21 protein-coding genes and 2 pseudogenes are annotated in these 24568 nt (G+C 73.8%); 10 read left to right on the plus strand and 13 right to left on the minus strand.

The window, feature by feature from the left end; translation table 11 throughout:
- Nucleotides 1-45 precede the first annotated feature (45 nt).
- Nucleotides 46-2742: an ATP-binding protein gene (locus ABD437_RS17655; RefSeq protein ID WP_344649932.1), complete on the plus strand. Its 2697-nt coding sequence runs from the start codon at nucleotides 46-48 to the stop codon at nucleotides 2740-2742.
- On the opposite strand, the gene ABD437_RS17660 is transcribed toward ABD437_RS17655, so the two are convergent.
- Nucleotides 2660-3361, minus strand: coding sequence for a DUF2306 domain-containing protein (locus ABD437_RS17660; RefSeq protein WP_344649933.1), 702 nt, complete (start codon nucleotides 3359-3361; stop codon nucleotides 2660-2662). The two genes, ABD437_RS17655 and ABD437_RS17660, sit on opposite strands and share 83 nt — an antisense overlap.
- Before the next feature lie 150 nt (nucleotides 3362-3511).
- On the opposite strand from ABD437_RS17660, the gene ABD437_RS17665 reads away from it, so the two are divergent.
- Genes ABD437_RS17665 through ABD437_RS17675 form a run of 3 tightly spaced genes read left to right on the plus strand, consistent with a single transcriptional unit; the run spans nucleotide 3512 to nucleotide 7282 of the window.
- On the plus strand, nucleotides 3512-5260 hold the full coding sequence (locus ABD437_RS17665) for a multicopper oxidase family protein (protein ID WP_344649934.1): 1749 nt from the start codon (nucleotides 3512-3514) through the stop codon (nucleotides 5258-5260).
- A 7-nt stretch (nucleotides 5261-5267) separates the two neighbouring features.
- Nucleotides 5268-6293, plus strand: coding sequence for a medium chain dehydrogenase/reductase family protein (locus ABD437_RS17670; protein WP_425558181.1), 1026 nt, complete (start codon nucleotides 5268-5270; stop codon nucleotides 6291-6293).
- A 53-nt stretch (nucleotides 6294-6346) separates the two neighbouring features.
- Nucleotides 6347-7282 (plus strand): SDR family oxidoreductase, encoded by a 936-nt coding sequence (locus tag ABD437_RS17675; protein ID WP_344649935.1) that lies wholly within the window; start codon nucleotides 6347-6349, stop codon nucleotides 7280-7282.
- On the opposite strand, the gene ABD437_RS17680 is transcribed toward ABD437_RS17675, so the two are convergent.
- Entirely contained in the window at nucleotides 7248-8213 is a 966-nt protein-coding gene (locus ABD437_RS17680) for an NADP-dependent oxidoreductase (protein ID WP_344650171.1), read from the minus strand. The two genes, ABD437_RS17675 and ABD437_RS17680, sit on opposite strands and share 35 nt — an antisense overlap.
- A 76-nt stretch (nucleotides 8214-8289) precedes the next feature.
- Between ABD437_RS17680 and ABD437_RS17685 the strand changes: the two genes are divergently transcribed.
- A complete protein-coding gene (locus tag ABD437_RS17685) occupies nucleotides 8290-9240 on the plus strand; it encodes a GlxA family transcriptional regulator (protein WP_344649936.1) in 951 nt (316 codons plus the stop codon).
- Here ABD437_RS17685 and ABD437_RS17690 read toward each other — a convergent pair.
- The 3 genes and pseudogenes from ABD437_RS17690 to ABD437_RS17700 form a co-directional block, all read right to left on the minus strand.
- Entirely contained in the window at nucleotides 9234-9692 is a 459-nt protein-coding gene (locus ABD437_RS17690; RefSeq protein WP_344649937.1) for a hypothetical protein, read from the minus strand. The genes ABD437_RS17685 and ABD437_RS17690 overlap by 7 nt on opposite strands.
- A 39-nt stretch (nucleotides 9693-9731) precedes the next feature.
- Nucleotides 9732-11137, minus strand: a pseudogene (locus ABD437_RS17695) (M1 family metallopeptidase).
- Entirely contained in the window at nucleotides 11088-12764 is a 1677-nt protein-coding gene (locus tag ABD437_RS17700; protein WP_344649938.1) for a M4 family metallopeptidase, read from the minus strand. The pseudogene ABD437_RS17695 and the gene ABD437_RS17700 overlap by 50 nt, the downstream one beginning before the upstream one ends.
- 94 nt (nucleotides 12765-12858) lie before the next feature.
- Here ABD437_RS17700 and ABD437_RS17705 point away from each other — a divergent pair, with 94 nt between their 5' ends.
- Genes ABD437_RS17705 through ABD437_RS17715 form a run of 3 tightly spaced genes read left to right on the plus strand, consistent with a single transcriptional unit; the run spans nucleotide 12859 to nucleotide 14968 of the window.
- Nucleotides 12859-13476, plus strand: coding sequence for a trimeric intracellular cation channel family protein (locus ABD437_RS17705; RefSeq protein WP_344649939.1), 618 nt, complete (start codon nucleotides 12859-12861; stop codon nucleotides 13474-13476).
- A gap of 27 nt (nucleotides 13477-13503) precedes the next feature.
- Complete coding sequence (locus ABD437_RS17710) at nucleotides 13504-13755, plus strand: hypothetical protein (RefSeq protein WP_344649940.1); 252 nt, start codon at nucleotides 13504-13506, stop codon at nucleotides 13753-13755.
- A gap of 37 nt (nucleotides 13756-13792) precedes the next feature.
- Nucleotides 13793-14968, plus strand: coding sequence for a toll/interleukin-1 receptor domain-containing protein (locus ABD437_RS17715; RefSeq protein ID WP_344649941.1), 1176 nt, complete (start codon nucleotides 13793-13795; stop codon nucleotides 14966-14968).
- 417 nt (nucleotides 14969-15385) lie between these two features.
- Here ABD437_RS17715 and ABD437_RS17720 read toward each other — a convergent pair whose 3' ends face one another.
- Nucleotides 15386-16441, minus strand: a complete 1056-nt coding sequence (locus ABD437_RS17720; protein ID WP_344649942.1) for an alkene reductase — start codon at nucleotides 16439-16441, stop codon at nucleotides 15386-15388.
- Between the two features lie 101 nt (nucleotides 16442-16542).
- Here ABD437_RS17720 and ABD437_RS17725 point away from each other — a divergent pair, with 101 nt between their 5' ends.
- Together ABD437_RS17725 and ABD437_RS17730 are read left to right on the plus strand one after the other, a co-directional pair.
- Nucleotides 16543-17418 (plus strand): helix-turn-helix domain-containing protein, encoded by an 876-nt coding sequence (locus ABD437_RS17725; RefSeq protein WP_344649943.1) that lies wholly within the window; start codon nucleotides 16543-16545, stop codon nucleotides 17416-17418.
- Nucleotides 17419-17459: 41 nt separating this feature from the next.
- Nucleotides 17460-17975, plus strand: a complete 516-nt coding sequence (locus tag ABD437_RS17730; RefSeq protein ID WP_344649944.1) for a hypothetical protein — start codon at nucleotides 17460-17462, stop codon at nucleotides 17973-17975.
- A 1-nt stretch (nucleotide 17976) separates the two neighbouring features.
- Here ABD437_RS17730 and ABD437_RS17735 read toward each other — a convergent pair whose 3' ends face one another.
- The 7 genes and pseudogenes from ABD437_RS17735 to ABD437_RS17765 form a co-directional block, all read right to left on the minus strand.
- Nucleotides 17977-18777, minus strand: a complete 801-nt coding sequence (locus ABD437_RS17735) for a DNA-formamidopyrimidine glycosylase family protein (protein WP_344649945.1) — start codon at nucleotides 18775-18777, stop codon at nucleotides 17977-17979.
- 127 nt (nucleotides 18778-18904) lie between these two features.
- A pseudogene (locus ABD437_RS17740) lies at nucleotides 18905-19108 on the minus strand (helix-turn-helix domain-containing protein); the annotation flags it as partial.
- Nucleotides 19109-19111: 3 nt separating this feature from the next.
- A complete protein-coding gene (gene chrA / locus ABD437_RS17745; protein WP_344649946.1) occupies nucleotides 19112-20251 on the minus strand; it encodes a chromate efflux transporter in 1140 nt (379 codons plus the stop codon).
- Complete coding sequence (locus tag ABD437_RS17750; protein WP_344649947.1) at nucleotides 20252-20638, minus strand: VOC family protein; 387 nt, start codon at nucleotides 20636-20638, stop codon at nucleotides 20252-20254.
- On the minus strand, nucleotides 20635-21366 hold the full coding sequence (locus ABD437_RS17755; RefSeq protein ID WP_344649948.1) for an arsenate reductase/protein-tyrosine-phosphatase family protein: 732 nt from the start codon (nucleotides 21364-21366) through the stop codon (nucleotides 20635-20637). Before ABD437_RS17755 ends, ABD437_RS17750 begins: the two co-directional genes overlap by 4 nt.
- Nucleotides 21367-21386: 20 nt before the next feature.
- Nucleotides 21387-22073: an alpha/beta fold hydrolase gene (locus ABD437_RS17760; RefSeq protein WP_344649949.1), complete on the minus strand. Its 687-nt coding sequence runs from the start codon at nucleotides 22071-22073 to the stop codon at nucleotides 21387-21389.
- Nucleotides 22070-24568, minus strand: a complete 2499-nt coding sequence (locus tag ABD437_RS17765; protein WP_344649950.1) for a 2Fe-2S iron-sulfur cluster-binding protein — start codon at nucleotides 24566-24568, stop codon at nucleotides 22070-22072. Before ABD437_RS17765 ends, ABD437_RS17760 begins: the two co-directional genes overlap by 4 nt.

The raw sequence follows: 24568 nt of genomic DNA on the forward strand, positions 1-24568 counted from the left end.
ACTGCCGACTGTGCCCGATTAGCGATGATCATCTACCGTTCCGGCATGCACGTTGTGGTTCCGAAGCCCGATCTCCTCCTCGGCCGGGAGGCCGAGACTCGGCGGGTCGCCGACCTGGTGGCGGCGGCGCGGGCGGGGCGTGGTGGGGCGGTGGTGCTGAGCGGCGAGGCGGGCATCGGGAAGAGTGCGTTGCTCGACGCGGCCACCGGTGGGGCTTCCGGGGCCACCGTGGTGCGTGCGTCCGGGACGGAGTTCGAGCAGGAGCTGCCGTACGCGGCGCTGCATCAGCTGTGCGTGCCGATCCTCGACCGGACGAGTGAGATCCCGGCCGCGCTGCGGGTGGCGTTCGGGTTGACGCCGGGGGCGCCCGAGCCGTTCCGCGTCGGGCTCGCGCTGCTCGAGCTGGTCACCGGGGCCGCGCGGCGCCGGCCGCTGCTGTGCGTCGTCGACGACGCGCAGTGGCTCGACTCGGCGTCGCGGGCGGCGATGGTCTTCCTGGCCCGCCGGGTCGCCGCCGACCCGGTCGCGATGGTGTTCGCGATCCGCACCCCGGCGGTGCTGGGTGAGCTGGCCGCCCTGCCGGAGCTGGCCGTGCCCGCGCTGAGCGACGAGAACGCCCGGCAGCTGCTGGCCGCACGCAGCCCGTTCCCGCTGGACGAGCGGGTCCGCGACCGGCTCGTCGCCGAGGCGCACGGCAATCCGCTGGCCCTGCTCGAGTTGCCGCGTGCCGGTGGGTTCGCGCCGCCCGAGGCCGGGTCGGTGCCGAGCCGGGTCGAGTACGCGTTCCAGCGCCGGCTGGCCGCGCTCCCCGGGGCCGCCCGCGTACTGGTGACGATCGCGAGCGCCGATCCGACCGGCGACCCCGACCTGCTCTGGTCGACCGCCACCGCACTGGACGTCGACGTGGACCGGGCGAGCGCGGACGCCGAGGCCGCCGAGCTGGTGGAGTTCGGCACGCGCATCCGGTTCTGTCACCCGCTGGCCCGCTCGGCGGTGTACCGGGCCGCGTCGGCCGAGGAGCGCCGGATCGTGCACGGCGCGCTCGCCGACGCCACCGACGCGGTCACCGCACCGGACCGGCGGGCCTGGCACCGCGCCCAGGCCACGGTGAGCCCGGACGCCGACGTGGCCGCCGAGCTGGCCCGCAGTGCCGCCCGCGCCCAGGCCCGCGGGGGAGTCGCGGCGGCCGCGGCGTTCCTGGAGCGTTCGGCCGCGCTCTCACCCGACGCCGAGCGGCGCGTCGCCCGCACGCTCGACGCCGCACGCGCCCACCTCGAGGCCGGGAGCGGCGACGCGGCCGGCGACCTGCTCACCACGATCGAGACGGTCGCGCTCGACGAGGCCCAGCGCGCCCGCGTCGAGCTGCTGCAGGGACGGATCGCGTTCACCCGCCCCGGGGACGGCACCGGACCGGCGTTGACGGCGCGGGCCGCCCGGCGGCTCACCGACCCGGCCGCCGCCCGCGAGTGTTACCTCGACGCGCTCGAGATGAGCCTCGTCGTCGGCCGCGGCGGTGGGTTCGTCACCGAGATCCTGGCGACCGCCCGCGCCGAGGCACCGCCGGTGGGGTCACCGGACATCCTCGACGCGCTGATCAGGCTGGCCGCGGGCGACCACGCCGCCGCCCTGCCGCTGCTCGCCGGGGACCACCGCCCGATGTGGAGCCGCTGGCCGTGCCTGGCCACGATGATCTCCAGCCAGCTCTACGACCCGCACGCGATCGCCGCGATCGCCGAGTACCTGGTGAAGGCCGGCCGCGGAGCCGGGTCGCCGATGCTGCTGCGCCTCGGCCTCGCCCAGCAGGCCACCGACGCCACGCTGCGCGGCGACGTCGGGCGGGCGCTCGCCGCGGTGGCGGAGGAGGGCGCTATCGCCGACGCGGCCGGCGAACCGCCGCTGGTCTACCCCCGGCTGCAACTGGCCGCGTTCCGCGGGCGGCGCGACGACGCGAACGACCTCTTCGAGGCCGCGGCCCGCGCGCTCACCGCGCGCGGCACCGGCCAGGTCACGAACCTGCACTGGACCACCGCCGTGCTGCACAACGGACTCGGCGACTACCCGGCCGCGCTGGCCGCCGCCCGCGCCGCGACCGCGCCGGACGAGATCTTCCTCGACGGACCGGCCCTGCCCGAGCTGGTCGAGGCCGCCGTGCGCTGCGGCGAGCACGAGGTGGCCACCGCGGCGCTGGCGTCGCTCACCGAGCGCTCGCAGGCCGGCGGCACGGTGACCGGCCGCGGTGTCGCCGCCTACGCGCGTGGGCTGGTGACCGGGGTCGAGGAGCACTACCGGGAGGCCGTCGAGCTCCTCGCCGAGACGCCGCTGGCGCCCTACCGCGGCCGGGCGCACCTGGTCTACGGGCAGTGGCTCCGGAGCGAGGGGCGCCGCCGCGACGGGGTCGAGCAGCTCCGGACCGCCCACGAACTGCTGACGTCCGCGGGCGCCGAGGCGTTCGCGGCCCGCGCCGCCGACGAGCTCCGCACGGCCGGGGAGCCCGTCGGCCGGCCCGCCGAGGCCACCTACGAGGGCCTCACGCTCCAGGAGGTGGCCGTCGCCCGGCTGGTGGCGCAGGGCGCCACGTCGAATGAGGTGGCCGTCGCGCTGTTCATCAGCAAACGCACTGTCGACGCCCACCTGCGCAACATCTTCCGCAAGCTCGGGATCAGCTCACGCCGACAGTTGAAGGACCGACCGGAGCTTCTTTCCTCCGGCGGGCCAGCGGGGCCAGCGTCCGCTGAACGATGAAGTACTCGGTGACCAGCACGTTGCCCAGCAGCGACAGCCACGCGCTGACCGTGTAGACCTCCCGGTACTCCAGCCAGTCGACGGAGTTCATCAGCGCGATCAGCGGCACCTGGTAGAGCCGCAGCGTCACCGCGGCGAACGTGAGCGAGTAGTTGCGCACCATCCAGATCCGGTGCAGCTGCACGTCGCCCCGGCGGATCGTGGTGAACGCCTTCGCCGCCGTGTAGAGCCACGCGGCGATGAGCACGAAGAACGCGACCTGCAACGCGAATCCGCTCTTCGTGACCGCGGCGGAATACGCACCGGCCGCCGAGGCGCCCACGATCGAGATCAGATACACGTAGCCCAACGCCCGGTGGACGCGTGGATAACGGATCCGAATGCGCGCCACGAATTGCAGCGGGCCGGTGATCAACGCGGTTCCGGCGGGCACCGCGTGGATCACCAGGCTGGTGTAGTACCCGGCGGTCTCCCGGTCGATGTCGGGCACCCGCGAGCCCCCGACCAGGTACGGCGGCACGAAATACGCGGTGGTCGCGGCCGCCCCCAAGGCCACGAGCCCCCAGCCGGACCACCACCAGCGGCGGCGGGCGGTCCGTGATTGAACTGCAGTGGACATGCGTTGCTCCGAATTGCGGACGGGGAAGGTGAACGCGATGCACGATAGGCCCGATCGGGCGCGCCGGATCGCCGATCTTGGTGCCTAGATCGGTCGTCTAGGTAGTGGTTGCCGATGCGAATCGGCGGCCCGGAAACGCACCGTGGTGCGGTGCAAGCAATTCTTCTCTTCGCGGATTTGACGCTGGCGCTGCTGACGCTGATCGTCGCGCCGATCGCCGCTGTCACAGCGACCCGCCGCTGGCTGATCGCCCTCGCGGCCCTCGCGGTCGGGCGCCTCGCGCTCGCGGGTGGCCTGATGCTCGGCGGCGGGTTCCTCCTGGTCGACTCCCGCCTCACCGTGCAGGTGCCGCTGGCGCTGTTACCCGCCGCCTGGGCGGCCGGGAAGCCGACCCGGACCGCGGCCCACGTGAGCGCGGCCGCCGGCGCGTTGTCGGTGTGGTGGTTGCTCACGCCGTTCCCGCCGTCCGACGCCGCCGCGATCCTCGGCGGCTCCGCGCTGGCGCTCGCGCTGGTCGGCGTCGTCTCGGTCGCGGCCGGCCGCTCGGAGGCCCGGGCGGCGCGCCTGCCCTGGAAGACGGCGGCGTTCCTGCTCGTCCCGGTCGTGACGCTGCTGATCGCCGGTCAGGCCAACGCGGCCGGTGGCGGCCACCAGCACGGCGGACGGGGCGAGCGCAGCGTCGACCAGCTCACCGGCCCGAAGGACCGGGCGCCGGACGTCAGGACGACGCTCACCGCGGCTCGTCAGGGCGACCGGCTCACGTTCAACGGGACGTCACCGGGCCCCGAGATCCGCGCGAAGGTCGGTCAGCTCGTCGAGGTCACGCTGGTCAACCGCGATGTCGACGAGGGCGTCACCGTGCACTGGCACGGCGTGGACGTGCCCAACGCCGAGGACGGCGTCCCCGGGGTCACGCAGGACGCGGTACGCCCGGGGGAGAAGCACGTGTACCGCTTCGTCCCCGACCGGACCGGGACGTTCTGGTACCACACGCACCGCGACGGCCTGCACAACGTCGAGAAAGGGTTGTTCGGGGCGTTTGTCGTCGAGGAGCCCTTCGACGGTGTCGAACGGACGGTGTTCACCCACATCTGGCCGGGCGAGCGGACCACGCTGACCGGGCCGGAGCGCCAGGCCGTCCCGTCCGGCCGCGACGTCCGGCTCCGGCTGATCAACAGCTCGCAGGAACCGCAGCCCGTGGTGATCGGCGGCACCCGGTTCCGGGTCGCGGCCATCGACGGCAACCCGGTGCAGGGCGCGACGCCGCTGGCGCCGGGCACCGAACTGACGCTGGCCGCGGGCGGGCGTTTCGACGTCACGTTCACGATGCCGTCCGGTGCGGTCACCGCGGCCGTCGACGGCGCGTCGGTGACGTTCAGCCCGGACGGGAAGGCCGGCCCGGTCTCGACGTCGGGCGGCGGGCAGTTCGATCCGCTGACCTACGGGTCCGGGTCCGCGCCCGCCACCGGCGATTACCAGCGCACGTTCGACCTGCGTCTCGACGACGGCTTCGGGTTCAGCGAGGGCCGGCTCTCCTACGTCAGCAGCCTGATCAACGGCCGGCTCTACCCGGCCGTGCCGTCGCTGGAGGTCGCGGAGGGTGACCGGGTGCGGATCCGCATCGCCAGCCGCAGCACCATCCAGCACCCGTTCCACCTGCACGGGCACCGGGTCCGGGTGATCTCGCGCAACGGCGACGCCGCCACCGGGAGTCCGTGGTGGACCGACACGCTCAACGTCGACACCGGCGAGGTGTACGAGATCGAGTTCGTCGCCGACAACCCCGGCATCTGGATGGACCACTGCCACAACTTCCAGCACGGCGCGAACGGCATGATCCTGCACCTCGCCTACCAGGGCGTCAGCACGCCGTTCTCGGCCGACCACTCTCCCGAATAGGAACCCCATCGTGACACTGACCACCGAGGTCGTCCTGCCCGGTGTCGTCGAGCCGAGCGGCCTCCGGATCCGTAACCGTGAGCTGCCGGCACCGGAGGCGGGAAAGGTGCTGCTACGTGTCGAGGCGACCGGCGTCTCGTTCGCCGAGCAGCAGATGCGCCTCAACCGGTACTACGGCCAGCCGCCGTTCCCGTTCGTGCCGGGCTACGACGCCGTGGGCACGGTGGCCGAGCTCGGCCCCGGCGTCGACCCCGGCCTGCGTGACCGCCGGTTCGCGGTCGTCACCAAGGTCGGGGGCTGGGCCAGCCACGTCCTGGTCGACGCGGCCGACCTGGTGGCCGTGCCCGACGGCGTCGACCCGGCCGACGCGGAGACGGTCGTCGTCAACGGCGTCACCGCGCGTCAGATGCTGTTCCGGGTGGCGGACGCCCGGCCCGGGCAGACGATCGTCGTGCTGGGCGCCAGCGGCGGCGTCGGTTCGACGCTGGTCCAGCTGGCCCGGCACGCCGGCATCAGCGTCATCGGCACGGCCTCGGCCCGCCACCGCGAGACCGTGGAGAAGCTGGGCGCCACCGCTGTCGACTACCGGGACCCCGACCTGGTCGGGCGGATCGCCGAGCTCGCGCCGAACGGCGTCGACGCGGTGTTCGACCACGTCGGCGGCCCCGGGCTGAAGCTGTCCTGGCGCATGCTCAACAAGCGCGGGACGCTGGTGTCCTACGGTGCGGCCGCGTCCAAGGACGAGGCCGGGTCGGCGCAGCTGCCGTACATCAAGATCTACGCGCAGATCGCGATGTGGAACACCTCGCCCAACGCGCGGACCGCGCACTTCTACAACTTCTGGTCCGGCCACCGGCAGCTGGCGACGTTCCGGCAGCGGCTGAACGAGGACCTGACCGCGGTGTTCGGACTGCTCGCCGACGGGGTGATCGTGCCGCACGTCGCCGCGCGCTTCCCGCTGGACCGCGCGGCCGAGGCGCTGACCCTGGCGGAGTCACGCACGGTGGCCGGGAAGGTGATCCTGACTCCGTAGCCTCGGATTCACAGGCCGTGGATAGGTCAGCGGACCGCGGGCAGGCTCTAGGCATGAGCACATTCACGGTTCCTGACCTTTCCGGCCGGCTCGCTGTCGTCACCGGCGGCAGCGACGGCGTCGGCTTCCACCTGGCCGCCCGCCTCGCCGCCGCCGGTGCCGAGGTCGTCCTGCCGGTGCGCAACCGGTCGAAGGGCGAGGCGGCGGTGGCGCGGATCCTCGAGCGAACGCCCCACGCGACGGTCACGCTGCGTGACCTCGACCTCTCGTCGCTGAGCTCGGTCGCCGCCCTCGGGGCCACGCTGCGCGACGAGAACCGGCCGGTCCACCTCCTGGTCAACAACGCCGGCGTGATGACGCCGCCGGAGCGCCGCACCACCGCCGACGGGTTCGAGCTGCAGTTCGGCAGCAACCACCTGGGCCACTTCGCGCTCGTCGCCCACCTGCTGCCGCTGCTGCGTGCCGGCGGCGCCCGGGTGACGTCGCAGCTGAGCGTGGCCGCCAACCAGGGCACGATCAACTGGGACGACCTGAACTGGGAACGGAACTACAAGGGGCAGAGCGCCTATAGCCAGTCCAAGATCGCGTTCGGGCTGTTCGGGCTCGAGCTGGACCGGCGCAGCCAGGCGGCCGGCTGGGGCATCACCAGCAACATCGCGCACCCCGGCGTCGCGCCGACGAACCTGCTGGCCGCGCGCCCCGAGGTGGGCCGGCGGAACGACACCCTCGGGGTGCGGCTGATCCGGGTGCTCTCGCGCGTCGGTCTCACCGGCACGCCGGAGTCGGCCGCGCTGCCCGCGCTCCTGGCCGCGACGTCGCCGGACGCCCGCGGGGGCCGGTTTTACGGTCCCAGCGGCCTGGGGCACCTCTCCGGCGCCCCGGCCGAGCAGGAGATCTACTCGCGGCTGCGGTCGCCGGAGGACGCCGCGCGCATCTGGGAGATCTCGGAGAACCTCACCGGGATGCCGTTCCTGGCCGAGCGGTCCTGACTCCCAGCACGATCTTGCCCCGGGTGTGCCCGGACTCCCCGGCCTCGTGGGCCTCGGCGACCCGGTCGAGCGGCACCACCCGAGCGATCTCCACGTGGATCGCGCCCTGGTCGATCAGGTCCGCGATCGTGGCGAGCGCGGCGCCGTCCGGCTCGACCAGGAACGGGGCGACGCCCACCCCGGCGTCGTCGGCGGCGGCGGCCAGGTCGGGCGCGAGCGGCCCGGACACCGAGACCAGCCGGCCGCCGCGGCGCAGCGCCCGGATCGCGCGGGCCTGGTTGTCCCCACCGATCAGGTCGAACACCACGTCGAGATCGGTCACGACGTCGTCGAACGCGGTGGTGGTGTAGTCGACGACCTCGTCCGCGCCGATGCTCGTGAGCCACTCGCGGTTGCTCGGTCCGGCGACACCGATCACGTAGGCCCCCAGGTGCTTCGCGATCTGCACCGCGAAGTGCCCGACGCCGCCGGCCGCCGCGGTGACCAGCACCCGTTGGCCGGGCCGGACGTCCGCCGTGTCCACCAGGGCCTGCCAGGCGGTGAGCGCGGCCAGCGGCACCCCGGCCGCCTGCTCGAACGTCGCTGTCCGCGGCGCGCGGGCGAACTGACGCGACGGAGCGGTCACGTACTCGGCGTACGCACCACCGGCACGCGGGAACCACGGCATCCCGTACACCCGGTCGCCGACCGCGAACCGGGTCACCCCCGAGCCGATCTCCTCCACCACCCCGGCGACGTCCCAGCCGGGCACGAACGGCGGCTCGACCACGCCCGCCACGCCGCCCCCGGCCCTGGTCTTCCAGTCGACCGGGTTCACGCCGGCCGCGTACACCCGGACCAGCACCTCGGTCGGGAGCGGAGACGGGCGCTTCACCGACTCGACCGTGAGAGCTTCCGGCCCGCCGAAGGAGTGCTGCACCACTGCTTTCATCGTCATGCCCCCAGCTTTCGCCGGTCCTCGCCCGCCGCCCAGTGGCACGAACGACATCAAGCGTAGGATTCGTGCCATGGTTCATCGGGTGGCCGTGCTCGCTCTTCCCGGCGTGATGCCGTTCGACCTGGGCATCCCGGCGCGGGTGCTGAACGAGGCCGACGGCCGCTACCAGGTGACGGTCTGCTCGATCGGCGGTGGTCCGGTGCTGACGAACGCCGGCTTCCGGATCGACGTCGACCACGACGAGACCGCGCTCGCCGACGCGGACACCGTCGTCGTCGCGACTCAGGAGCCGTCCGAGGAGCTGCTGCGCACCGGCCGGCCGGACGCCCCGACCGCGGCCGCGCTGGCCCTGGTCCGGCCGGGCGCGCGGATCGTGAGCACCTGCACCTCGGCGTTCATCCTCGCCTCGATGGGGCTGCTCGACGGGCTCGCGGCCACCACGCACTGGAACCTCGCCGAGGATTTCGCGCGCCTGTTCCCGAGCGTCGACCTCCGCCCGGACGTGCTCTTCGTCGACGCCGGGCGCGTGCTGACGTCCGCCGGTGCCGCCGCCGGCATCGACCTGTTCCTGCACATCCTGCGCCGCGACCACGGCGCCGAGGTGGCGAACGAGGCCGCGCGCAAATGTGTGGTGGCGCCGTGGCGCGACGGCGGCCAGGCGCAGTTCATCCGGCGCCCCACCCCGGCCGCGTCGGCGGTGGGCACCGGACCCACCCGGCACTGGGCGCTGCACCGGCTCGAGCAGCCGCTGACGATCGCCGACCTCGCCGCCCACGCGTCGATGAGCAAGCGGACGTTCAGTCGCCACTTCGTCGCCGAGACCGGCGTCACCCCGGTGCAGTGGCTCATCTCCCAGCGCGTCGACCGGGCCCGCGCGCTGCTGGAGACCACCGACTTCACCGTGGAGCGCATCGCCACCGAGACCGGGTTCGGCAGCGCCACCCAGCTCCGCCAGCACCTGCACGTCGCGCTGGGCGTCACACCGCAGTCGTACCGGCGCACGTTCCGGGTCGGCTACTGAGCCCGCAGCCCCGCGGCCACCGTCTCCAGGCCGTCCCGGATCAGCCGACCGTACTCGTCGTCGCCGAGCGCGCCGACCGTGTCCCGGGCCGCGCGCAGGTGCTCGTGGGCCCGGTCGAGGTCGCCCAGCTTCCGGTAGCACTCGCACAGGCTCAGGTGCAGCGACGGGTACAGGCCGGCGACCGACATCGGCACCCCGGCGTCGGCCAGGCGTTCCTCGGTCAGCAGAGCGACGGCCGCCAGCGCACGCTGATCCCACTCCAGCTCGGCGCGCACGTCGTCCTGCGCGTCGGCCAGGGAGTGCGCGAGTACGCACCGCTGCAGTGGGTCGCCCTCCTCGCCGCCGATCTCGTGCCAGAGCTCGGTGAGCAGGCGCCGGGCGGTCTCCCGCTCACCCCGGTGGTTGAGCTGCGCGGCCTCGCCGATACGCAGCAGCGTCGGATCGGTGATCATCGCGCGACCGTATCGGGCGGGGGCACGGAACAAGACTCCTCAGCCGTGCGGGGGTGCGGTCGTGCCGTGGAGCCAGGCCCGGAAGAACGCGTCCAGGTCGCGGCCGCCGGCGGCCTTCTCGGCGGCCGCGACGAAGTCGGCGGTGGTCACGGTGCCGCCGCGATGGTCGGCCGTCCACGTCGTGAGCAGGGCCCGGAACGCCGCGTCGCCGATCGTGGTGCGCAGCGCGTGGACGGTCATCGCGCCGCGCTGGTAGACCGGGTCGCCGAAGAGGCCGTCGGCGCCGGGGTCACCGGGTGGGGCGGACCAGTCGAACGTGGAGTACAGCGCGTCGAACGTCGACTGCGGACGGCCGCGGCCCTCGTGCTCGGCCCACAGCCACTCGGCGTAGGTGGCGAAGCCCTCGTTGAGCCAGATGTCGGCCCAGCGGCGCAGCGAGACGCTGTCGCCGAACCACTGGTGGGCCAGCTCGTGGGCGACCAGGCCGGTGTCCGCCCCGCGCCGGAAGAACTCGCTGCTGTAGACCGGACGGGACTGGGTCTCCAACGCGTACCCGAAGCGGTCGTCGTCGACGACCACCCCGCCGTACGTGTCGAACGGGTACGGGCCGAACCGCGTCGCCAGGAAGTCGGCGATCTCGCCGGTGCGTGCCAGCGACCGGGCCGACGGTCCGTCCGCCGGTAACGACTCCGGGATCGCGATCACCATCGGGGCGCCCCGGTGCGCGGTGGTCGTGACCCGGTACCGGCCGATCGTGAGCAACGTCAGGTAGGGCGCCATCGGCGCGGCCTCGGTCCAGCGCCACGTCGTCCAGCCGCCGGACGATCGGCGCGGGCCGGGCCGCCCGTTGCTGATCGCGGCCAGGCCGTCGGGCACCGTCATCGCCAGCCGGAACGCGGCCTTGTCGGCCGGGTGGTCGTTCACCGGGTACCACGCGCTCGCCGACCGCGGCTCGCCGACCGCGTAGGCGCCCTCCGCGGTGCGGAACCAGCCGCTGTCCTCGTTCCCGTCCGGCGGACCCGGCGTACCGAGTACGTGACCACGGTGGTGAAGCGCCGGCCCCGCTCGAGGCCGTCCGGTGGGGTCACCACCAGTTCGCCACCTTGCGCGGAGTGCCCGGCGGCGGCCCCGTCCACGGTGACCGTGCTCGCGGTCAGCGCCGCCAGGTCGAGGTGGAAGCGGGAGAGCGCCCGGGTCGCGGTCGCGGTGATCGTGGCCGCGCCGGAGAGCACCCCGGTCGACGGGTCGTAGCGCAGGTCCAGGTCGTAGCCCGCGACGTCGTACCCGCCGTTTCCCGCGGTGGGGAAGTACGGGTCGCCGATGCCCGCGGCCCCCGGCGCGAAGCCCGGCGCGCACCCGGCCAGGCCCACGGCGACGGCCAGTGCGGCCACCGCCTCACGCACAGGTGTACGCACGGACGTCGTCCAGCCACCAGGCCGACGAATAGTACTCGTCGATCACCGACACGAACCGGAGCTGGACGCGGTGCCCGGCCAGCGACGTCAGGTCCATCCGGCTGGCGGTGTAGCCGTGCGTACTGCCGGTGAAGCCGGTGGCGGTGCCGTACCCGGCGGACGCGTCGAGCGCGCCGGTGTACCCGTTGTCGGTGAGCAGCGCACCGGCGTCGCGCCACCCGCCGCCGTCCACCCGGTACTGCACGTACCCGGCGCCGAGGTTCTTGCCCTCGGCGACCGACATCTGACGCGCGTGCTGGAACCGCAGGTAGGCGCGGGTGCCGGACGGCACGGCGATCGTCGTCTTCCAGGTCGCGGTGCTCTGCCGGGGCGGCGGGGCGTCGAGCAGGTCGCTGGGCGTGAACGACTCCAGCGAACGCCGGCCCTCCTTCGCGTAGACGTGGAACTGGGTGTCGGTGTAGGCCGGGTCGTCGCCCCGGGCCGGCGGGTAGCGCCACTGCCCGGTCACCGCCCACGGACCGGCCTCGGCCCGCTCGAAACCGTCGGCGGCCAGCACCGTCGCGCGGGTACCGGCCGGACAGACCGGCGCCGGAGGCACCAGCGCCGCCCCGGGCGCGAGCGGCGGCAACCGCATCTCGGTGGCGACGACGGCCCGCTCCACCTGGACGCAGTCGCCGGTGGTGAACCCGGCGGTGTGCTCGGCGGCCAGCGCGGCGCAGGCGCCGGTCAGCGCCGCGGCGAGGTCGGGGTAGTCCGCCGCCGACGGTAACGACCGCAGGACGCGGTAGTAGAGCCGGGCGGCCTTGGGAACGCCGATGCCGGTCACCCGCTGCCCGTTGAACGCGTGCGTGCCGGGCGCGGCGATCAGCCAGGCGGCCTTGTTGCCCACGCCGCTGTTGTAGTGCACGCCCCCGCTGTCCTCCGGTGCGGCCGGGTCGACGTCGTCGCCGGACACGAAGTAGTACGGCGAGTGCATGCGGTCGGGGGAGCGGTAGCCCTCCGTGCCCAGCACCCTGGTCGGGTCGGCCAGGCTGCGCACCGGGTCGTACTCGGCCTCGTCCTCGCCGAACAGCCAGTCGTTCTGCGGCTCGTCGTTGCTGCCCGGCACCGCGAACAGCTGGTCCTCGAACTCCCCGAAGACGTCGGACATCGACTCGTTGATCGCGCCGGACTGATAGGTGTAGGCGAGGTTCGACGTGTACGACGTGATGCCGTGCGTCAGCTCGTGGGTGGCGACGTCGTCCCCGGCGGCCGCGTCGACCCCGACGACGAAGTGGTCGTTCGCCCAGAAGCTGCCCCGGACCGGGCAGTTCAGCCCGTCGCACGCGTTGACCAGCGCCCGCAGCGGCATGCCTTTCCCGTCGACGGAGTCGCGGCCCAGGTACCTGGCGAAGAAGTCGTACGCGGCGCCCAGGTTGTCGTACGTCAGGTTGGCGTCGGCGACCGCGACCGGTGGCCCACCCTCCACCCGGATCGCGGTGGCGGGCGTACAGCCGAGTGCGATCTCCTTGCCCTTCAGATCGCAGATGACGCGGTACAGCGAGTGCGGGGGCTCGGTCGAGGTGGCCGACGGCGGTCTCGTTCCGCCGGCGACGAGGGCCGCCGTGGCCACGAGCACGACCACGGCCAGGGCGTGGGATCGCCGTCGGGTACGCACGGCGGAAGAGTACGTAGGCTCCAGGTAGGACTCCTACGAACTGTCGGGACGGCGACGCGAGGCCGAGCTCACAGTGCGCTTACGCTGCTGGTCAATGGAGATCGACCCGCTGTTCATCCTGGTGCTCAACCTGTTGGGCACGTTCGTGTTCGGCCTCAGCGGCGGCCTGGCCGCGGTACGCGCGAACCTCGACCTGTTCGGGGTGCTCGTGCTCGCCGCGGTCGTCGCACTGGCCGGCGGTATCGCCCGCGACGTGCTGATCGGCACCCCACCCGCGACGTTCCGGGACTGGCGCTACCTGGCCGCCGTGACGGCCGCCGGACTGGTGTGCTTCTTCGCCGGCCACGTGCTGGAACGCGTCGAGTCGAGCGTCACCGTGTTCGACGCGCTCGGGCTCGGGCTGTTCGCCGTCACCGGCGCCAGCAAGGCGTTGCAGTTCGGGCTCGGCCCGGCGCAGGCGATCATCCTCGGTGCGGTGACGGGCATCGGCGGCGGGATGCTGCGTGACGTCCTGCTCCGTGAGGTCCCGGCCGTGCTGCGCGAGGGCCTGTACGCGGTGCCCGCGCTGCTCGGCGCGGCCGTGCCGGTCGTCGCGCACCGCGCCGGGAGCAGCAGCGCGGTGTTCGCGGTGGCCGGCGCGGTGGTGTGCATCGTCGTGCGGCTGGTCGGCTGGAAGTACCAGGTGAACGCGCCGACGCCGAAGCGCCGGTGATTGCGGCCGTCGGATAGCTTGCGCCCCATGAGCGGGTGGTGGCCCCGGGTCGCCGGGGGAGTCGCGGTTCTGCTGGCCCTGATCGGGTTGTTCACCGGCGACGTCGTCGCCAAGAACCACGAGCGCGCGGCGACGATGTACGTCGGCGCGTTCGTGCTCGTGGTGGCCGGTGTGGTCACGTTCGCGCGGCCGACCCGGGTGGCCGGACGGCTGGTCGCCGCCCTCGTCGTCGGGTACGTGATCGCCGTGGCGGCGACGTTCGCGCTGGTGCGGCCCTGACACCGGGTGCTCGATAGGTCGCATAGAGTGCTGCTCGATGGCATCGGTCCGCGTCTTTCTCTCCTACGCTCACGACTCCCCGGAGCACAGTGCCGACGTGTGCACGCTCTGGACGTTGCTGCGCGAGCGCGGCATCGACGCGCGGCTCGACCTGCCCGCGGCCGAGCGGCGCACGGACTGGCCGGCGTGGATGCGGCGCCAGATCGACCGGGCCGACTTCGTGCTCGTGATCGCGTCACCGGAGTACCGGCGCACCGCCGACGGGCTCGCCGAACGGGACGAGCGCCGCGGCGTGCGCTTCGAGGCGATGGAGCTGGTCGAGGAGCTGTACCGCGACCACGAGTCGGGGATCCGGAAGATCGTGCCGGTGCTGTTGCCGGGACGCACACGCGAGGACGTTCCGCGTTTCCTGCGGCCGTATTCGACGTCGTACGTCGAGGTGGCGGAGCTCTCCGGCGCGGGCGTGGAACCGTTGTTGCGGCTGTTGACCGGCCAGCCCGCGGTGATCGGGATCGAACTCGGCGAGCCCCCGGTGCTGGGCCCTCGGCTCCCGCCGGTTCCGCCCCTGCCCGGGATGGCGGCGGCCGATCCGGACGTGCCCGGGACGGCGGCGGCCGGTCCGCCCGGGCCCGGGACGGCGGCGGCCAGGTCGCGGCGGGTGGTGTGGGTGGGTGCGGGCTCGGTGGCGGTCGCGGCGGTGGTGGTCGGGGTGTGGGGGTACGCGGCCGGTAGCGGCTCGGGAGAGGCGGGGTCCGATGCGGCCTCGAGCCGGTCCGAGGAGGTCGGGTCCACGGCGTCCGGGGCCATGGCGTCCGGGGCTGGGGTGCCGGAGTCCGTGGTGCCCAGCGCATCGGGGAGCGTTTCACCGTCGGTCGTCCTCGACTTCGTCGCGCCCCGGGACGGACGCCCGTTCAAGAGCGGCGACGGGGCCACCGGGATCGTGACGGGGTCACCCGACGGCACGCTGTGGGCGGTGGAACGAACCTCAGATGACCGCTTCCATCCCCGCAAGCGGTGCGATATGAGAAAAGGCCGCTGGGACTGCCCGGCCTTCAAGCCGCGCACCCCGGTCGGCGGCGCGTTCGACTACCACGTGGTCCTGGCCGACCCCGCCGCCGACGAGACCCTGAGCCGCGCCGAACCCCGCGGCCTTCTCCGCCTCCCACCGGTCGCCGCCGAGCGCGTCATGAGCGGCGTGATCAACGCCGGCTGACCGGCCTTGCCCGGGTCCCCCGGCGACGCTCCGGTGCGGCGAGGCCGTCGTACCGGCTCGCCGCACCGGTAGGCCGGCGACGGCCCGGGATCCGACCGAACTCGAGCGAGCCGTCCCACCAACGAACAGGGCCCGCCGTGGCACGAAATGAGCAAGGCCCGCTTCGGCAGGTGGAGCACGACGAGTCGGTAGCCCGGCCGGATGGAGCACGAAGAGCCGGTCGCCGGGCGGGTGATCCAGGAGAGTTCGGCCAGGCCGGCTTGCGGTGCGGGCAGGTGTCGGATGGGGGCGGCGGCACGGCGCCGCGCCACGTCAGCCGCCAGGGGCCGACAGCCGGCCGCCAGGGGCCGACAGCCGGCGGCCAGGAGCGGAGAGCCGGCCGCCAGGAGCGGAGAGCCGGCCGCCGCCGGCGGATGTTCAGCCGGCCAGGGGTGGGTAGTCGGTGTAGCCGCGGTGGTCGCCGCCGTAGGCCGTGGAGAGGTCGGGGACGTTAAAGGGGCCCCCGGCGGCCAGACGGGCCGGCAGGTCGGGGTTGGCGAGGAACATCGCGCCGAACGTGAGGACGTCGGCGGTGCCGTCCGCGACCAGCGTCAGGCGTTCCGGGCCGGGCACCTCCGGGGCGTTGAGCAGGAAGGTTCCCGGCCACTGCGCGCGGAGACGCAGGGTGAGGTCACGGTGGTCACCGGACTCCAGCACGTGCAGGTAGGCCACGTCGAGGCGGGCGATCAGCGCCGTGTACGTCGCCTCGACGTCGACTTCGGTGATGTCGTTGAAGGGGTTGAACGGCGAGATCCGGAACCCGACCCGGTCGCGCCCGACCGCCACGACGACGGCGTCGGCGACCTCGGTGGCGAACCGGATCCGCCCTTCGACCGAGCCGCCCCACCGGTCGGTGCGCCGGTTGGCGTTGGCCGAGAGGAACTGGTGGATCAGGTACCCGTTCGCGCCGTGCAGCTCGACGCCGTCGAAGCCGGCCTCGATCGCGTTGCGTGCGGCGTCGGCGTAGTCGCGGATCGTGCCGTGGATGTCGTCCTCGGTCAACGCGCGCGGGACGGCGCTCGGACGCGGACCGTCGGCGGTGAACACCTCCACCACCGCGGGCACCGCCGAGGGGCCGACCGGTGCCGGGCCGCCGGGGCGCAGGGCGGGGTGACCGATCCGGCCGGCGTGCATGAGCTGCGCGAAGATCACGCCGCCCCGGGCGTGGACGGCGTCGGTGACGGTCCGCCAGGCGGCCACCTGCTCGTCCGAATGCAGGCCCGGCGTATTCAGGTACCCCTGTCCCACTCCGGACGGCTGGATGCCTTCGGTGACGATCAGCCCGGCGCCGGCCCGCTGCGCGTAGTACGTGGCCATCAGCTCGGTCGGGGTGGCTCCCGGACCGGTCGCGCGGTTACGTGTCATAGGGGCCATCGCGATGCGGTTGGCCAGCCGCCGGCCGGCCAGGTCGTACGGATCGAATGCGGTTGTCATGTCGTCGAGTTCAGCCGCGCCGCCGGTCGCCCGGAAGTCCCGGTCGAAACGTGTACCGACAGTACGTCGCTCCGGCGCGTGGTTCGACCTAGCGTGGAGGCGTGGATGACTGCGCTGCCGAGGTACGCGACTTCCTGACCACCCGCCGAGCCCGGATCACGCCCGAGCGGGCCGGGCTGCCCGTCGTCGGCCGGCGGCGGGTCAAGGGGCTGCGGCGCAGCGAGGTCGCGCTGCTGGCCGGGATGAGCCCCGAGTACTACGCGAAGCTCGAACGGGGGTCGCTGGCCGGTGCCTCGGCCGGGGTGCTCGACGCGATCGCGCGGGCGCTCCAGTTCGACGACGCCGAGCGAGCGTACCTGATGCGGCTGGCGCACGAGGCCAACGGCAGCGCGGCCGTGCTGCGTCCACGCGCACCGGCTCCGGAGACGGCGATCCGGCCGAGCCTGCAGTGGACGCTCGACGCGATCACCGGTCCGGCGTTCCTGTCCAACGCCCAGGCCGACGTCCTGGCCGCGAACCCGCTCGGCCGGGCCCTGCTCAGCGAGATGTTCGCCGGTCCGCCGAACCTGGCCCGGTTCGTGTTCCTCGATCCTGCGGCGCCGCACTGTTTCCCCGGCTGGAGCGGCGTCGCCGACACGGTGGCGGCCAACCTGCGCACCGCGCTGGGGCAGGACGCCCACGACCAGGGCCTGTGCGCCCTGATCAGTGAGCTCTCCGCGCGCAGCGACGAGTTCCGCCGCCGCTGGGCGTTGCACGACGTCGTCACCCACGCCACCGGGGTCACGGTGTTCCGGCACCGGCTCGTCGGTGAGCTCTCGCTGAGCTGGGAGACCCTCGACCTGCGCACCCGGCCCGGCGGCGCGCTGACCGTCTACTCCGCCGAGCCGGGCTCACCCAGCGCCGACGCGCTGAACCTCCTCGCCGCCTGGGCGCTGGGCCCGTCATACCGTGGTATCACCGAACGGACCACTCCGTAGCGCGACGCGGAACGGGCACCCGGTGTCGAAGTATCGGGGCCATGACGGTTGAAACCGAGAAGTCACGCTTCGCCGTGACGATTGCCCTGGTCAGTGTCGCCGCGGGACTCGTCGGAGGGCTGATCTACTACCTCCACCGATCGCCGGTCCGGCAGGCGCAGGTCGCCGGCACCGACGCCTGGCTCCCGCACCTGATCCTCACCGGTGTCCTGCTGGCCGGTCTGGGGGTGATCGCTCGTCGGCGGCGGTGGGACCTGCTGACCGCCCCGCTCCGGCGCCGGGCGACGGCGCGGCTCGCGGCGACGTTCCGGCGTGGACGGTCCCGCCCGGCGCACTGGCCGCGCCTGCTCGTCGTCGCTCTCCTCGCGGTCGTGCAGGCCTGGCTGCTCTTCCGCGCGGCGTTCCAGGTCTTCGCCGGCCTCGACCCCAACTTTCCGGTCAACGCGTGGGGTGGTCCGTCGTACCTGGGTGCGATGTTCTGCCACTACGTGGACATCGCGCTGCTGGAGGCCGTCGCGGCGGGGCTGCAGTACCGCCTCCTGAGTCACCCGGCCTGAGTCACCCGGCCTGATGCTTCGGGCACCAGTACGTGGTGCGGCCGCCGACCGTGGCGTGGACGAGGATCGTGTGGTCGCGCGGGCACTGGCCGCCGGGGCGGCGCTCCGGGACGAGCGGCAGCGTGTGCACGCCGCCGTCACGCACGGCCTCGTCGATCGCGGCACGCAGCGCGCGGTGCAGGCGGCGTCGGTCGGCGTCGGTGAGCGCGTCGACCGGCCGCGCCGGGTTCACCCCGGCGCGCCACAGGACGTCGTCGGCCAGCAGGTTGCCGACGCCGGCCAGCGCGTGCTGGTCGAGCAGCCGGGCCTTGACCGGCGCCCGTCCGGCGCCGACGGCACGGGCGAACCGGGCGGCGGTGATCGTGGCGGCGTCCGGGCCCAGGTCGTCGACGTTCGGGTCGAGCCGCACCCGGGCCAGGCGGCGGGGGTCGAGCAGGCGGAGCACACCGCCGTCGGCGAACGTCAGCGAGAACCGGCAGAAGCGGTGCTCGCCGTTCGTGCGGCCGTAGGCCCAGTAGTCACCGCCGTCGACCTCGGTGCCGTCCGCCTCGGTGACCACGATCTTGCCGGACATGCCCAGGTGGAGGCCGAGCACCGGGCCGGTCGCGGTGTCGCACCACATCGTCTTGCCGCGCCGGTGCGCCTCGGTGAGTTCGGTGCCGAGCAGGGCGTCCCGGATCTGGCCGGGCGGGTGCGGCCGGCACACGTAACTGTCGGTGTCGTCGACCGCCACGATCCGGCGCTTCAGGGCGGCGCGCTCGATGACGGCACGGGCGGTTTCCACTTCCGGCAGTTCAGGCACCCCTGAACCTAAGCACTTCGCCCCGGCCACCGCCGGACGTGGCCGAGCCGCGCCCCCGGCGGAACCGGCGACTTCCTTCACCGCGACCGCGGACACCGACCCGGGCTCGCGCCCGGCGCCGGGCCGCGGAGAGCACCGGGCCGAGCAGGTCACCGAGCGCGTGGGCGGGGCGGGCGTCGGCCAGTTCGTAGCGGGTGCCGCGGCCTTCCGGCGCGGCCGCGACCAGGCCGCAGCCACGCAGGCGGGCCAGGTGGTCGGAGAGGTTCGGCCGGGACGTGCCCAGCCCGGCGGCCAACTCGGCCGGGTGGGCCGGACCCTCGCGCAGCGAAATCGGCTAGGGGAGGGGCGCGCCGAGAGCGACCACGGCCACGCCGACCGCGGCGGCGCCGAGCAGCGTCGTGACCACACCGCGGCGCAGCACGAAGAGCGTCACCGCGGCCGCGGCCAGCACCGCGAACTGCCACCACTCGCTCAGTGCGAGCGCGAGCGGGATCGCCGAGCCGAGGATCGCGCCGATCGCCGCCGGCCCGGACCCGTCGAGGAACGCGCGGACGCGGGCGTCGGCGCGCAGGCGGTCGAAGCGGTCGGCGCCGAGCAGGACGACGGTGAACGACGGGCTGAACGCGACGATCGAGGCGAGGACGCCCCCGCCGAGCCCGGCGGCGGCGTACCCCACGACGGCGACGGTCTGCACGACCGGCCCCGGCGTGATCTGGCCGAGCGCGACCGCGTTGAGGAATTCGGCGTCGGTCATCCAGCCGTAGTGGTCGACGGCGTCGGCACGCATCAGCGGGATGATGACGAACCCGCCGCCGTAGGAGAGCGCGCCCACCTTGAGCGCGACCCAGGCGATCGGGAGCAGGACGCCACCCCCGGCGGTACCGGCCAGCAGCGGGATCGCGAGTGGACGGCCGGGGCCGGGCACCGGGAGCCGCCGGCGCAGCACCTCGGCGACGCCGCAGGCCAGCAGCACCACGACGAGCCACGGTCCGAGCAGCGCCGCCGCGGCCAGGCCGGCGAGCACGTAGGCGCACCAACGCACCCGGCTGCCGTCGGCCGTGGCGCGGTTCCACCCGGCCGGTGCCAGCCCGGCGCCCGCGTGGACCGCGACGGCCGCCACCGCGGCGCCCGCTCCGGCGCCGGCGGCCGTCACCCAGGTGGGTGGGTCGCCGGCCAGGAACAGCGCGGCCAGCCCCAGGATGACGACCAGCCCGGGCAGGATGAACGCGGCGCCGCCGACGAGTGCCCCGGCCCGCCCCGCGACGCGCCAGGCGCAGAAGATCGCCAGCTGGGTGGAGGCCGGCCCGGGCAGCAGGTTGCAGGCGGCGACGCCGTCCTCGAACTCCTGCGCGGTCAGCCATTTCCGGTCGTCGACGCAGAGCCTGCGCAGCAACGCGATGTGCGCGGGCGGCCCGCCGAACCCGATGCACCCGATCCGGCCCCACTCCGTCAGGACCGTTCCGAGACCGACCACCTACGTGCCCGCGGGCTGGAACAGCTCGACCGGGTTGCCGGCCGGGTCGTCCAGGACGATCTGCTTCCCGCCCGGCCCGGCGACGACGTCGCTGCGGAACCCGACCCCGGCCGCGCGCAGCCGGGCCACCTCGGCGTCGATGTCGTCGACGAGCAGGTGGATGCGGTTCCAGCCACCGGCGTGCGGGCGGGTGCCGTCGGGCATCGGCCGCCCGGCCGAGCTGGCCGGGCCGGACAGCAGCAGGCGCAGGTTGCCGCGGCGCACGTCGGCGAACGCGGGGACCGCGCGGAAGCCTTCGTCGAAGCCGAGGTGGGCGGTGTAGAACGCGACCGCGGCCTCGACGTCGTCGACGAGGTAGCGGACGTGGACGGTCGTGTCGGTGGTCATGAGGCACCTCCGGTAGCGAGCGTGTGCAGCAGGAAGCCGATGCGTTCGTCGAGCTCGGCGGCGACCCGGGCGTAGGCGGCGCGGCCGTCGGGGTCGCGGCCCGGGTCGGGCAGGCTCCAGTGGACGACGTGCGGGTGGCCCGGGAACTCCGGGCAGATCTCGCGCACCCGGTCGCACAGGCTGATGACGTGGTCGAAGCGCCGGCCGCGGAAGTCGTCCAGGTGCTTGGCCCGCGCGGCGGTGGCGTCGATGCCGTAACCGGCCAGCACCGCGACGGCGTGGTCGGACACCGGCTTGGGGTGGCTGCCCGCGCTGACGACGTCGACCGCGCCGCCGGAGCGGTGACGCAGCAGGGCCTCGGCCAGCTGCGAGCGGCCGCTGTTGCTCGTGCAGAGGAACAGCACCCGGCCCGTGACGGTGGCCGGGGGCGGCGGCGCGACCGGCCGCAGCGCGGGGTGCAGCGCCGCGCCGGTGGCGGCGAGCAACCCCGCGCAGCGGGCCAGATCGAGGTGGTAGTAGGTGTCCCGGCCGTCGGCGTTGCTGCGCCGCGACCGCACGACGCCGGCTTGGCGCAGCCGGCCGAGATGGTAGGAGACCAGGTTCTGGGGCTGGCCGACCCGTGCCGTCAGCTCCTGCACCTGCCGGTCGCTCTCGGCGAGCTCGCCGAGCAGGCGCCAGCGCAGCGGGTGCCCCGCCGCACGAAGGAGGACCGGTGCCGGATCAGCCATGCCTCGAGCATTGCATCAAACTAGTTTGATGTAAATGCGGCCGCCCGGATCACGGTGGCGACGCTCTCCGGCTGGGAGACGTAGACCGCGTGGCTGGCCGCCACCTCGGTGACCTCGGCCCCGATCCGCTCGGCCATCGCCCGCTGACCGGCCGGCGGGATCATCCGGTCCTCGGTCGTGAGCAGGTACCGGCTCGGCCGGCTGCGCCACGCCGCTTCGCTGATCACACCCCCGATCGCGCCCAGGCCCCAGGGGGTCTGCGACGCGGCCAGGAAGCGGGCGTCCTCCGGCGCCAGGTCGGCGGCGAACGCCTCGGCGAACTTGTCCCGGTCGAGCAGCAGGAACCCGCCGGCGGGCGGCAGGATCGGCGGCACCGGTGTGCCCGGCGGCGGCTCGGGAATCAGGCTGTTCACGCTCTCGCCCTGGTCCGGAGCGAACGCCGCGACGTAGACGAGTGCGGCGACGCGGTCGTGGGTGCCGGCCTCGGTGATCACCGCGCCGCCGTAGGAGTGCCCGACCAGCACGGTGGGGCCGTTCTGCGTGTCGAGGACCCGCCGGACGGCGGCCGCGTCGTCGGCCAGCGTCACGGTCGGGTTCTGGACGACGCTCACCGCGAAGCCGTCGGCGATGAGCAGGTCGTGGACGGCGCGCCAGCCCGACCCGTCGACCCAGGCGCCGTGGACGAGGACGACGTTCGGAATGCTCATGGTGCTCCGATCCGGAGGTTCTCGGTGGGGAGGGTCTGGCAGGCCAGGCGCCAGCCGGCGTCCAGCTCGGCGGTGGTGAACAGCCCGCGGGTGTCGGTCTCGTAGGAACCGGAGAGCACCCGCACCCGGCAGGTGCCGCAGGCGCCCTCGCCGCAGGACTGCGGGAACGGGATGTGCGCGGCGTTCGCGGCGTCGAGGATCGTCTGGCCCGGCCGGCACGGGAACGCGCCGTCGTCGGCGGTGATCGTGAACTGTTCCCCGTGGGCCGCCAGCGCGATCGCGTGGGCCCGCTCCCGGCGCGTGAGCGTGCTGCGTCCGGACACGAACGCCTCGGTGCGGATCGCCTCGCGCGGCACGCCGAGCGTCGTCAGCAGATCCAGGACGTCCTGCATCATCGACGGCGGCCCGCAGACGTGGACCCGCGACACCCCGGCGACGTGCGGTGCCACCGCGTCCCGGTCGATCCGGCCGTGCCCGGCGCCGTAGCGGAAGACACGCAGCCCCGGCAGGCGCAGCGCGTCGATCTCCGCGCGGAAGAGCACCTCCTCCTCGCTGCGGAAACTCGCCAGCAGCACGATCGGCCCGGGGTGCCCGCCGTCGGCGGCCGCGGCGAGCATGCTCAGCAACGGCGTGATGCCGACGCCGCCCGCGATCAGCAGCAGGGCGCCGGGTGTCGGCGCGTACGTGAACTCGCCGTGCGGGCCGCTCACCGCCAGCGCGAGCCCGACGTCCACCTCGTCGTGCAAGAACGTCGAGCCCAGCCCGCGCGGTTCGTGTTTGACCGTGATCTCCAGGAACCGCCGCTCCCCGGGGCGGCTCGAGATCGAGTACGAGCGCTCGATCGGCTCGACCGCGACCGGCAGGCCGACCGTGACGTACTGCCCGGCGGTGAACTCGAACGGCAGCGTGCCGCCGTCGAGCGGGGCCAGGCGCAGCCGCCGGACCGTGGGGGTCAGCGCCTCGACCCGGCTGACCCGCAGGTAGCCGCGCCACGGCGGAACCGTCTCCGGCGTCCGGACCGCACGCCACAGCGCCCCCACCTGGCGTGGTTTCAGCACCGCGTTCGCCGCCATGAACCCGCCGGCCGCGGCCGCGACCACCCCGGCGTTCCAGGCGTCCTGACCGGCCACGACGACGCCTTTGACCGGCGTCCGGCACCCGGCGACGCCCGAGCGCAGCCGCTCCGGGGTGGCCGACAGCCCGTAGAACGCGCCGCGCGGACTGCGCTGGTAGGTCTCGAACGAGAGCGGCGTCGCCAGCTCGGTGAACGCGACGTTGTCGGCGAAGCCGGGCCAGCGGGCGTCCAGCCGTCCGATCAGGCGCCGCACGGTGTCGTCCTTGAACGCCTGGTACGCCGCCGGGCGGGTGTCCGCGGTGGAGCCCCGCCACGCGTCGACCTGGGCGGTGTCGACCAGTTGCAGCACCTCGACCGTGTGGAAGCGGGCCGCGGGGTCGTTGAGCGACGCGAACGAGACGTAGAGCGAGTCCTCGCCGACGAACCAGTGGTTCTCGCCGCGCAGGCCGAACGTGGCCGGTGACTTCGTCAGCCCGGCGAACAGCATGAGCGTCGACATCTCCGCCGGCAGCGCCGGAACCTCCAGGCCGAGCAGCGCGTACGTGTTGCGCACGCCGATCGCGGAGACGACCGTCGGTGCCCGCACCTCGTACCGGTCGCCGGTGGTGCGGTCCTCGACCTCCACGCCGGTCGCCCGGCCGCGCTCGGTGACGATCCGGGTGACCTGCTGGCGGGCGCGCAGCAGCACACCGCGGCGTTCCAGGCTCTCGACGATCAACCCGCTGATCTGCTTCGGACCGCCGACGGGATGGGTGCCGCCGTCGAGGTAGTAGGTCATCGGCACGCTGGCGTGGTAGCCGAACGCGCTCCGGTCGGGCGGGGTGCCGTAGAGCTCCCAGCGGGCGGCGAGCACGGCCCGGATGACCGGGTCGCGGAAGTGGCGCGCCAACTCGTCCCGGACCGTGCGGTAGGTGGCCGGGTAGAGGCGCTCGACGAGCGGGAACCCGATCCGGCGGATCGCGGCCGGGAACGAGGAGAGGACGTTGCGGGCGGCCAGCCCGGTGCGTGCCCGGGCGACCGAGGCGAAGAAGCGGTCGACGTTCCCGGCCTCGTGCGGGAACCGTTCCTTGAGCCGGGCCCGGAACCGTTCACCGGAGGCGGGGATCGAGAACTCGAAGTCGCGGCCGAGCCCCTGCTCGCCCCCGGCGAGGTGCAGTACCTCGAACTCCTCGGGGAGCGGCGCGAACTGGGCGCGGCCGTCGGTGAGGAACGCCAGGAACGGCTCGGAGCCCGCCCCCAGGTAGTGCATCCCGGTCGGGAACTCGAAGCGACCGTCCCGGGAGAACTCGTGGGTCATCCCGCCCAGCGTGTAGTGCTGCTCCAGCACGAGCACCCGGGCGTGGCCGAACTGCGCGAGCGCCCGGGCCGCGGCCAACCCGCCGAGGCCCGATCCGATCACGACGGCGTCGTATCGCTCCAC

This window comes from Cryptosporangium japonicum (assembly GCF_039524755.1).
Taxonomy (GTDB): Bacteria; Actinomycetota; Actinomycetes; order Mycobacteriales; family Cryptosporangiaceae; genus Cryptosporangium; species Cryptosporangium japonicum.

Coding starts and splice junctions, on each gene's coding strand:
- ABD437_RS17710 (WP_344649940.1), top strand. CDS start 13,504: ATGAGCGGGTGGTGGCCCCGGGTCGCCGGGGGAGTCGCGGTTCTGCTG.
- ABD437_RS17760 (WP_344649949.1), bottom strand. CDS start 22,073: ATGAGCATTCCGAACGTCGTCCTCGTCCACGGCGCCTGGGTCGACGGG.
- ABD437_RS17690 (WP_344649937.1), bottom strand. CDS start 9,692: ATGATCACCGATCCGACGCTGCTGCGTATCGGCGAGGCCGCGCAGCTC.
- ABD437_RS17675 (WP_344649935.1), top strand. CDS start 6,347: ATGAGCACATTCACGGTTCCTGACCTTTCCGGCCGGCTCGCTGTCGTC.
- ABD437_RS17660 (WP_344649933.1), bottom strand. CDS start 3,361: ATGTCCACTGCAGTTCAATCACGGACCGCCCGCCGCCGCTGGTGGTGG.
- ABD437_RS17715 (WP_344649941.1), top strand. CDS start 13,793: ATGGCATCGGTCCGCGTCTTTCTCTCCTACGCTCACGACTCCCCGGAG.
- ABD437_RS17655 (WP_344649932.1), top strand. CDS start 46: ATGCACGTTGTGGTTCCGAAGCCCGATCTCCTCCTCGGCCGGGAGGCC.
- ABD437_RS17720 (WP_344649942.1), bottom strand. CDS start 16,441: ATGACAACCGCATTCGATCCGTACGACCTGGCCGGCCGGCGGCTGGCC.
- ABD437_RS17680 (WP_344650171.1), bottom strand. CDS start 8,213: ATGAAAGCAGTGGTGCAGCACTCCTTCGGCGGGCCGGAAGCTCTCACG.
- ABD437_RS17750 (WP_344649947.1), bottom strand. CDS start 20,638: ATGACCACCGACACGACCGTCCACGTCCGCTACCTCGTCGACGACGTC.
- ABD437_RS17685 (WP_344649936.1), top strand. CDS start 8,290: ATGGTTCATCGGGTGGCCGTGCTCGCTCTTCCCGGCGTGATGCCGTTC.
- ABD437_RS17730 (WP_344649944.1), top strand. CDS start 17,460: ATGACGGTTGAAACCGAGAAGTCACGCTTCGCCGTGACGATTGCCCTG.
- ABD437_RS17705 (WP_344649939.1), top strand. CDS start 12,859: ATGGAGATCGACCCGCTGTTCATCCTGGTGCTCAACCTGTTGGGCACG.
- ABD437_RS17755 (WP_344649948.1), bottom strand. CDS start 21,366: ATGGCTGATCCGGCACCGGTCCTCCTTCGTGCGGCGGGGCACCCGCTG.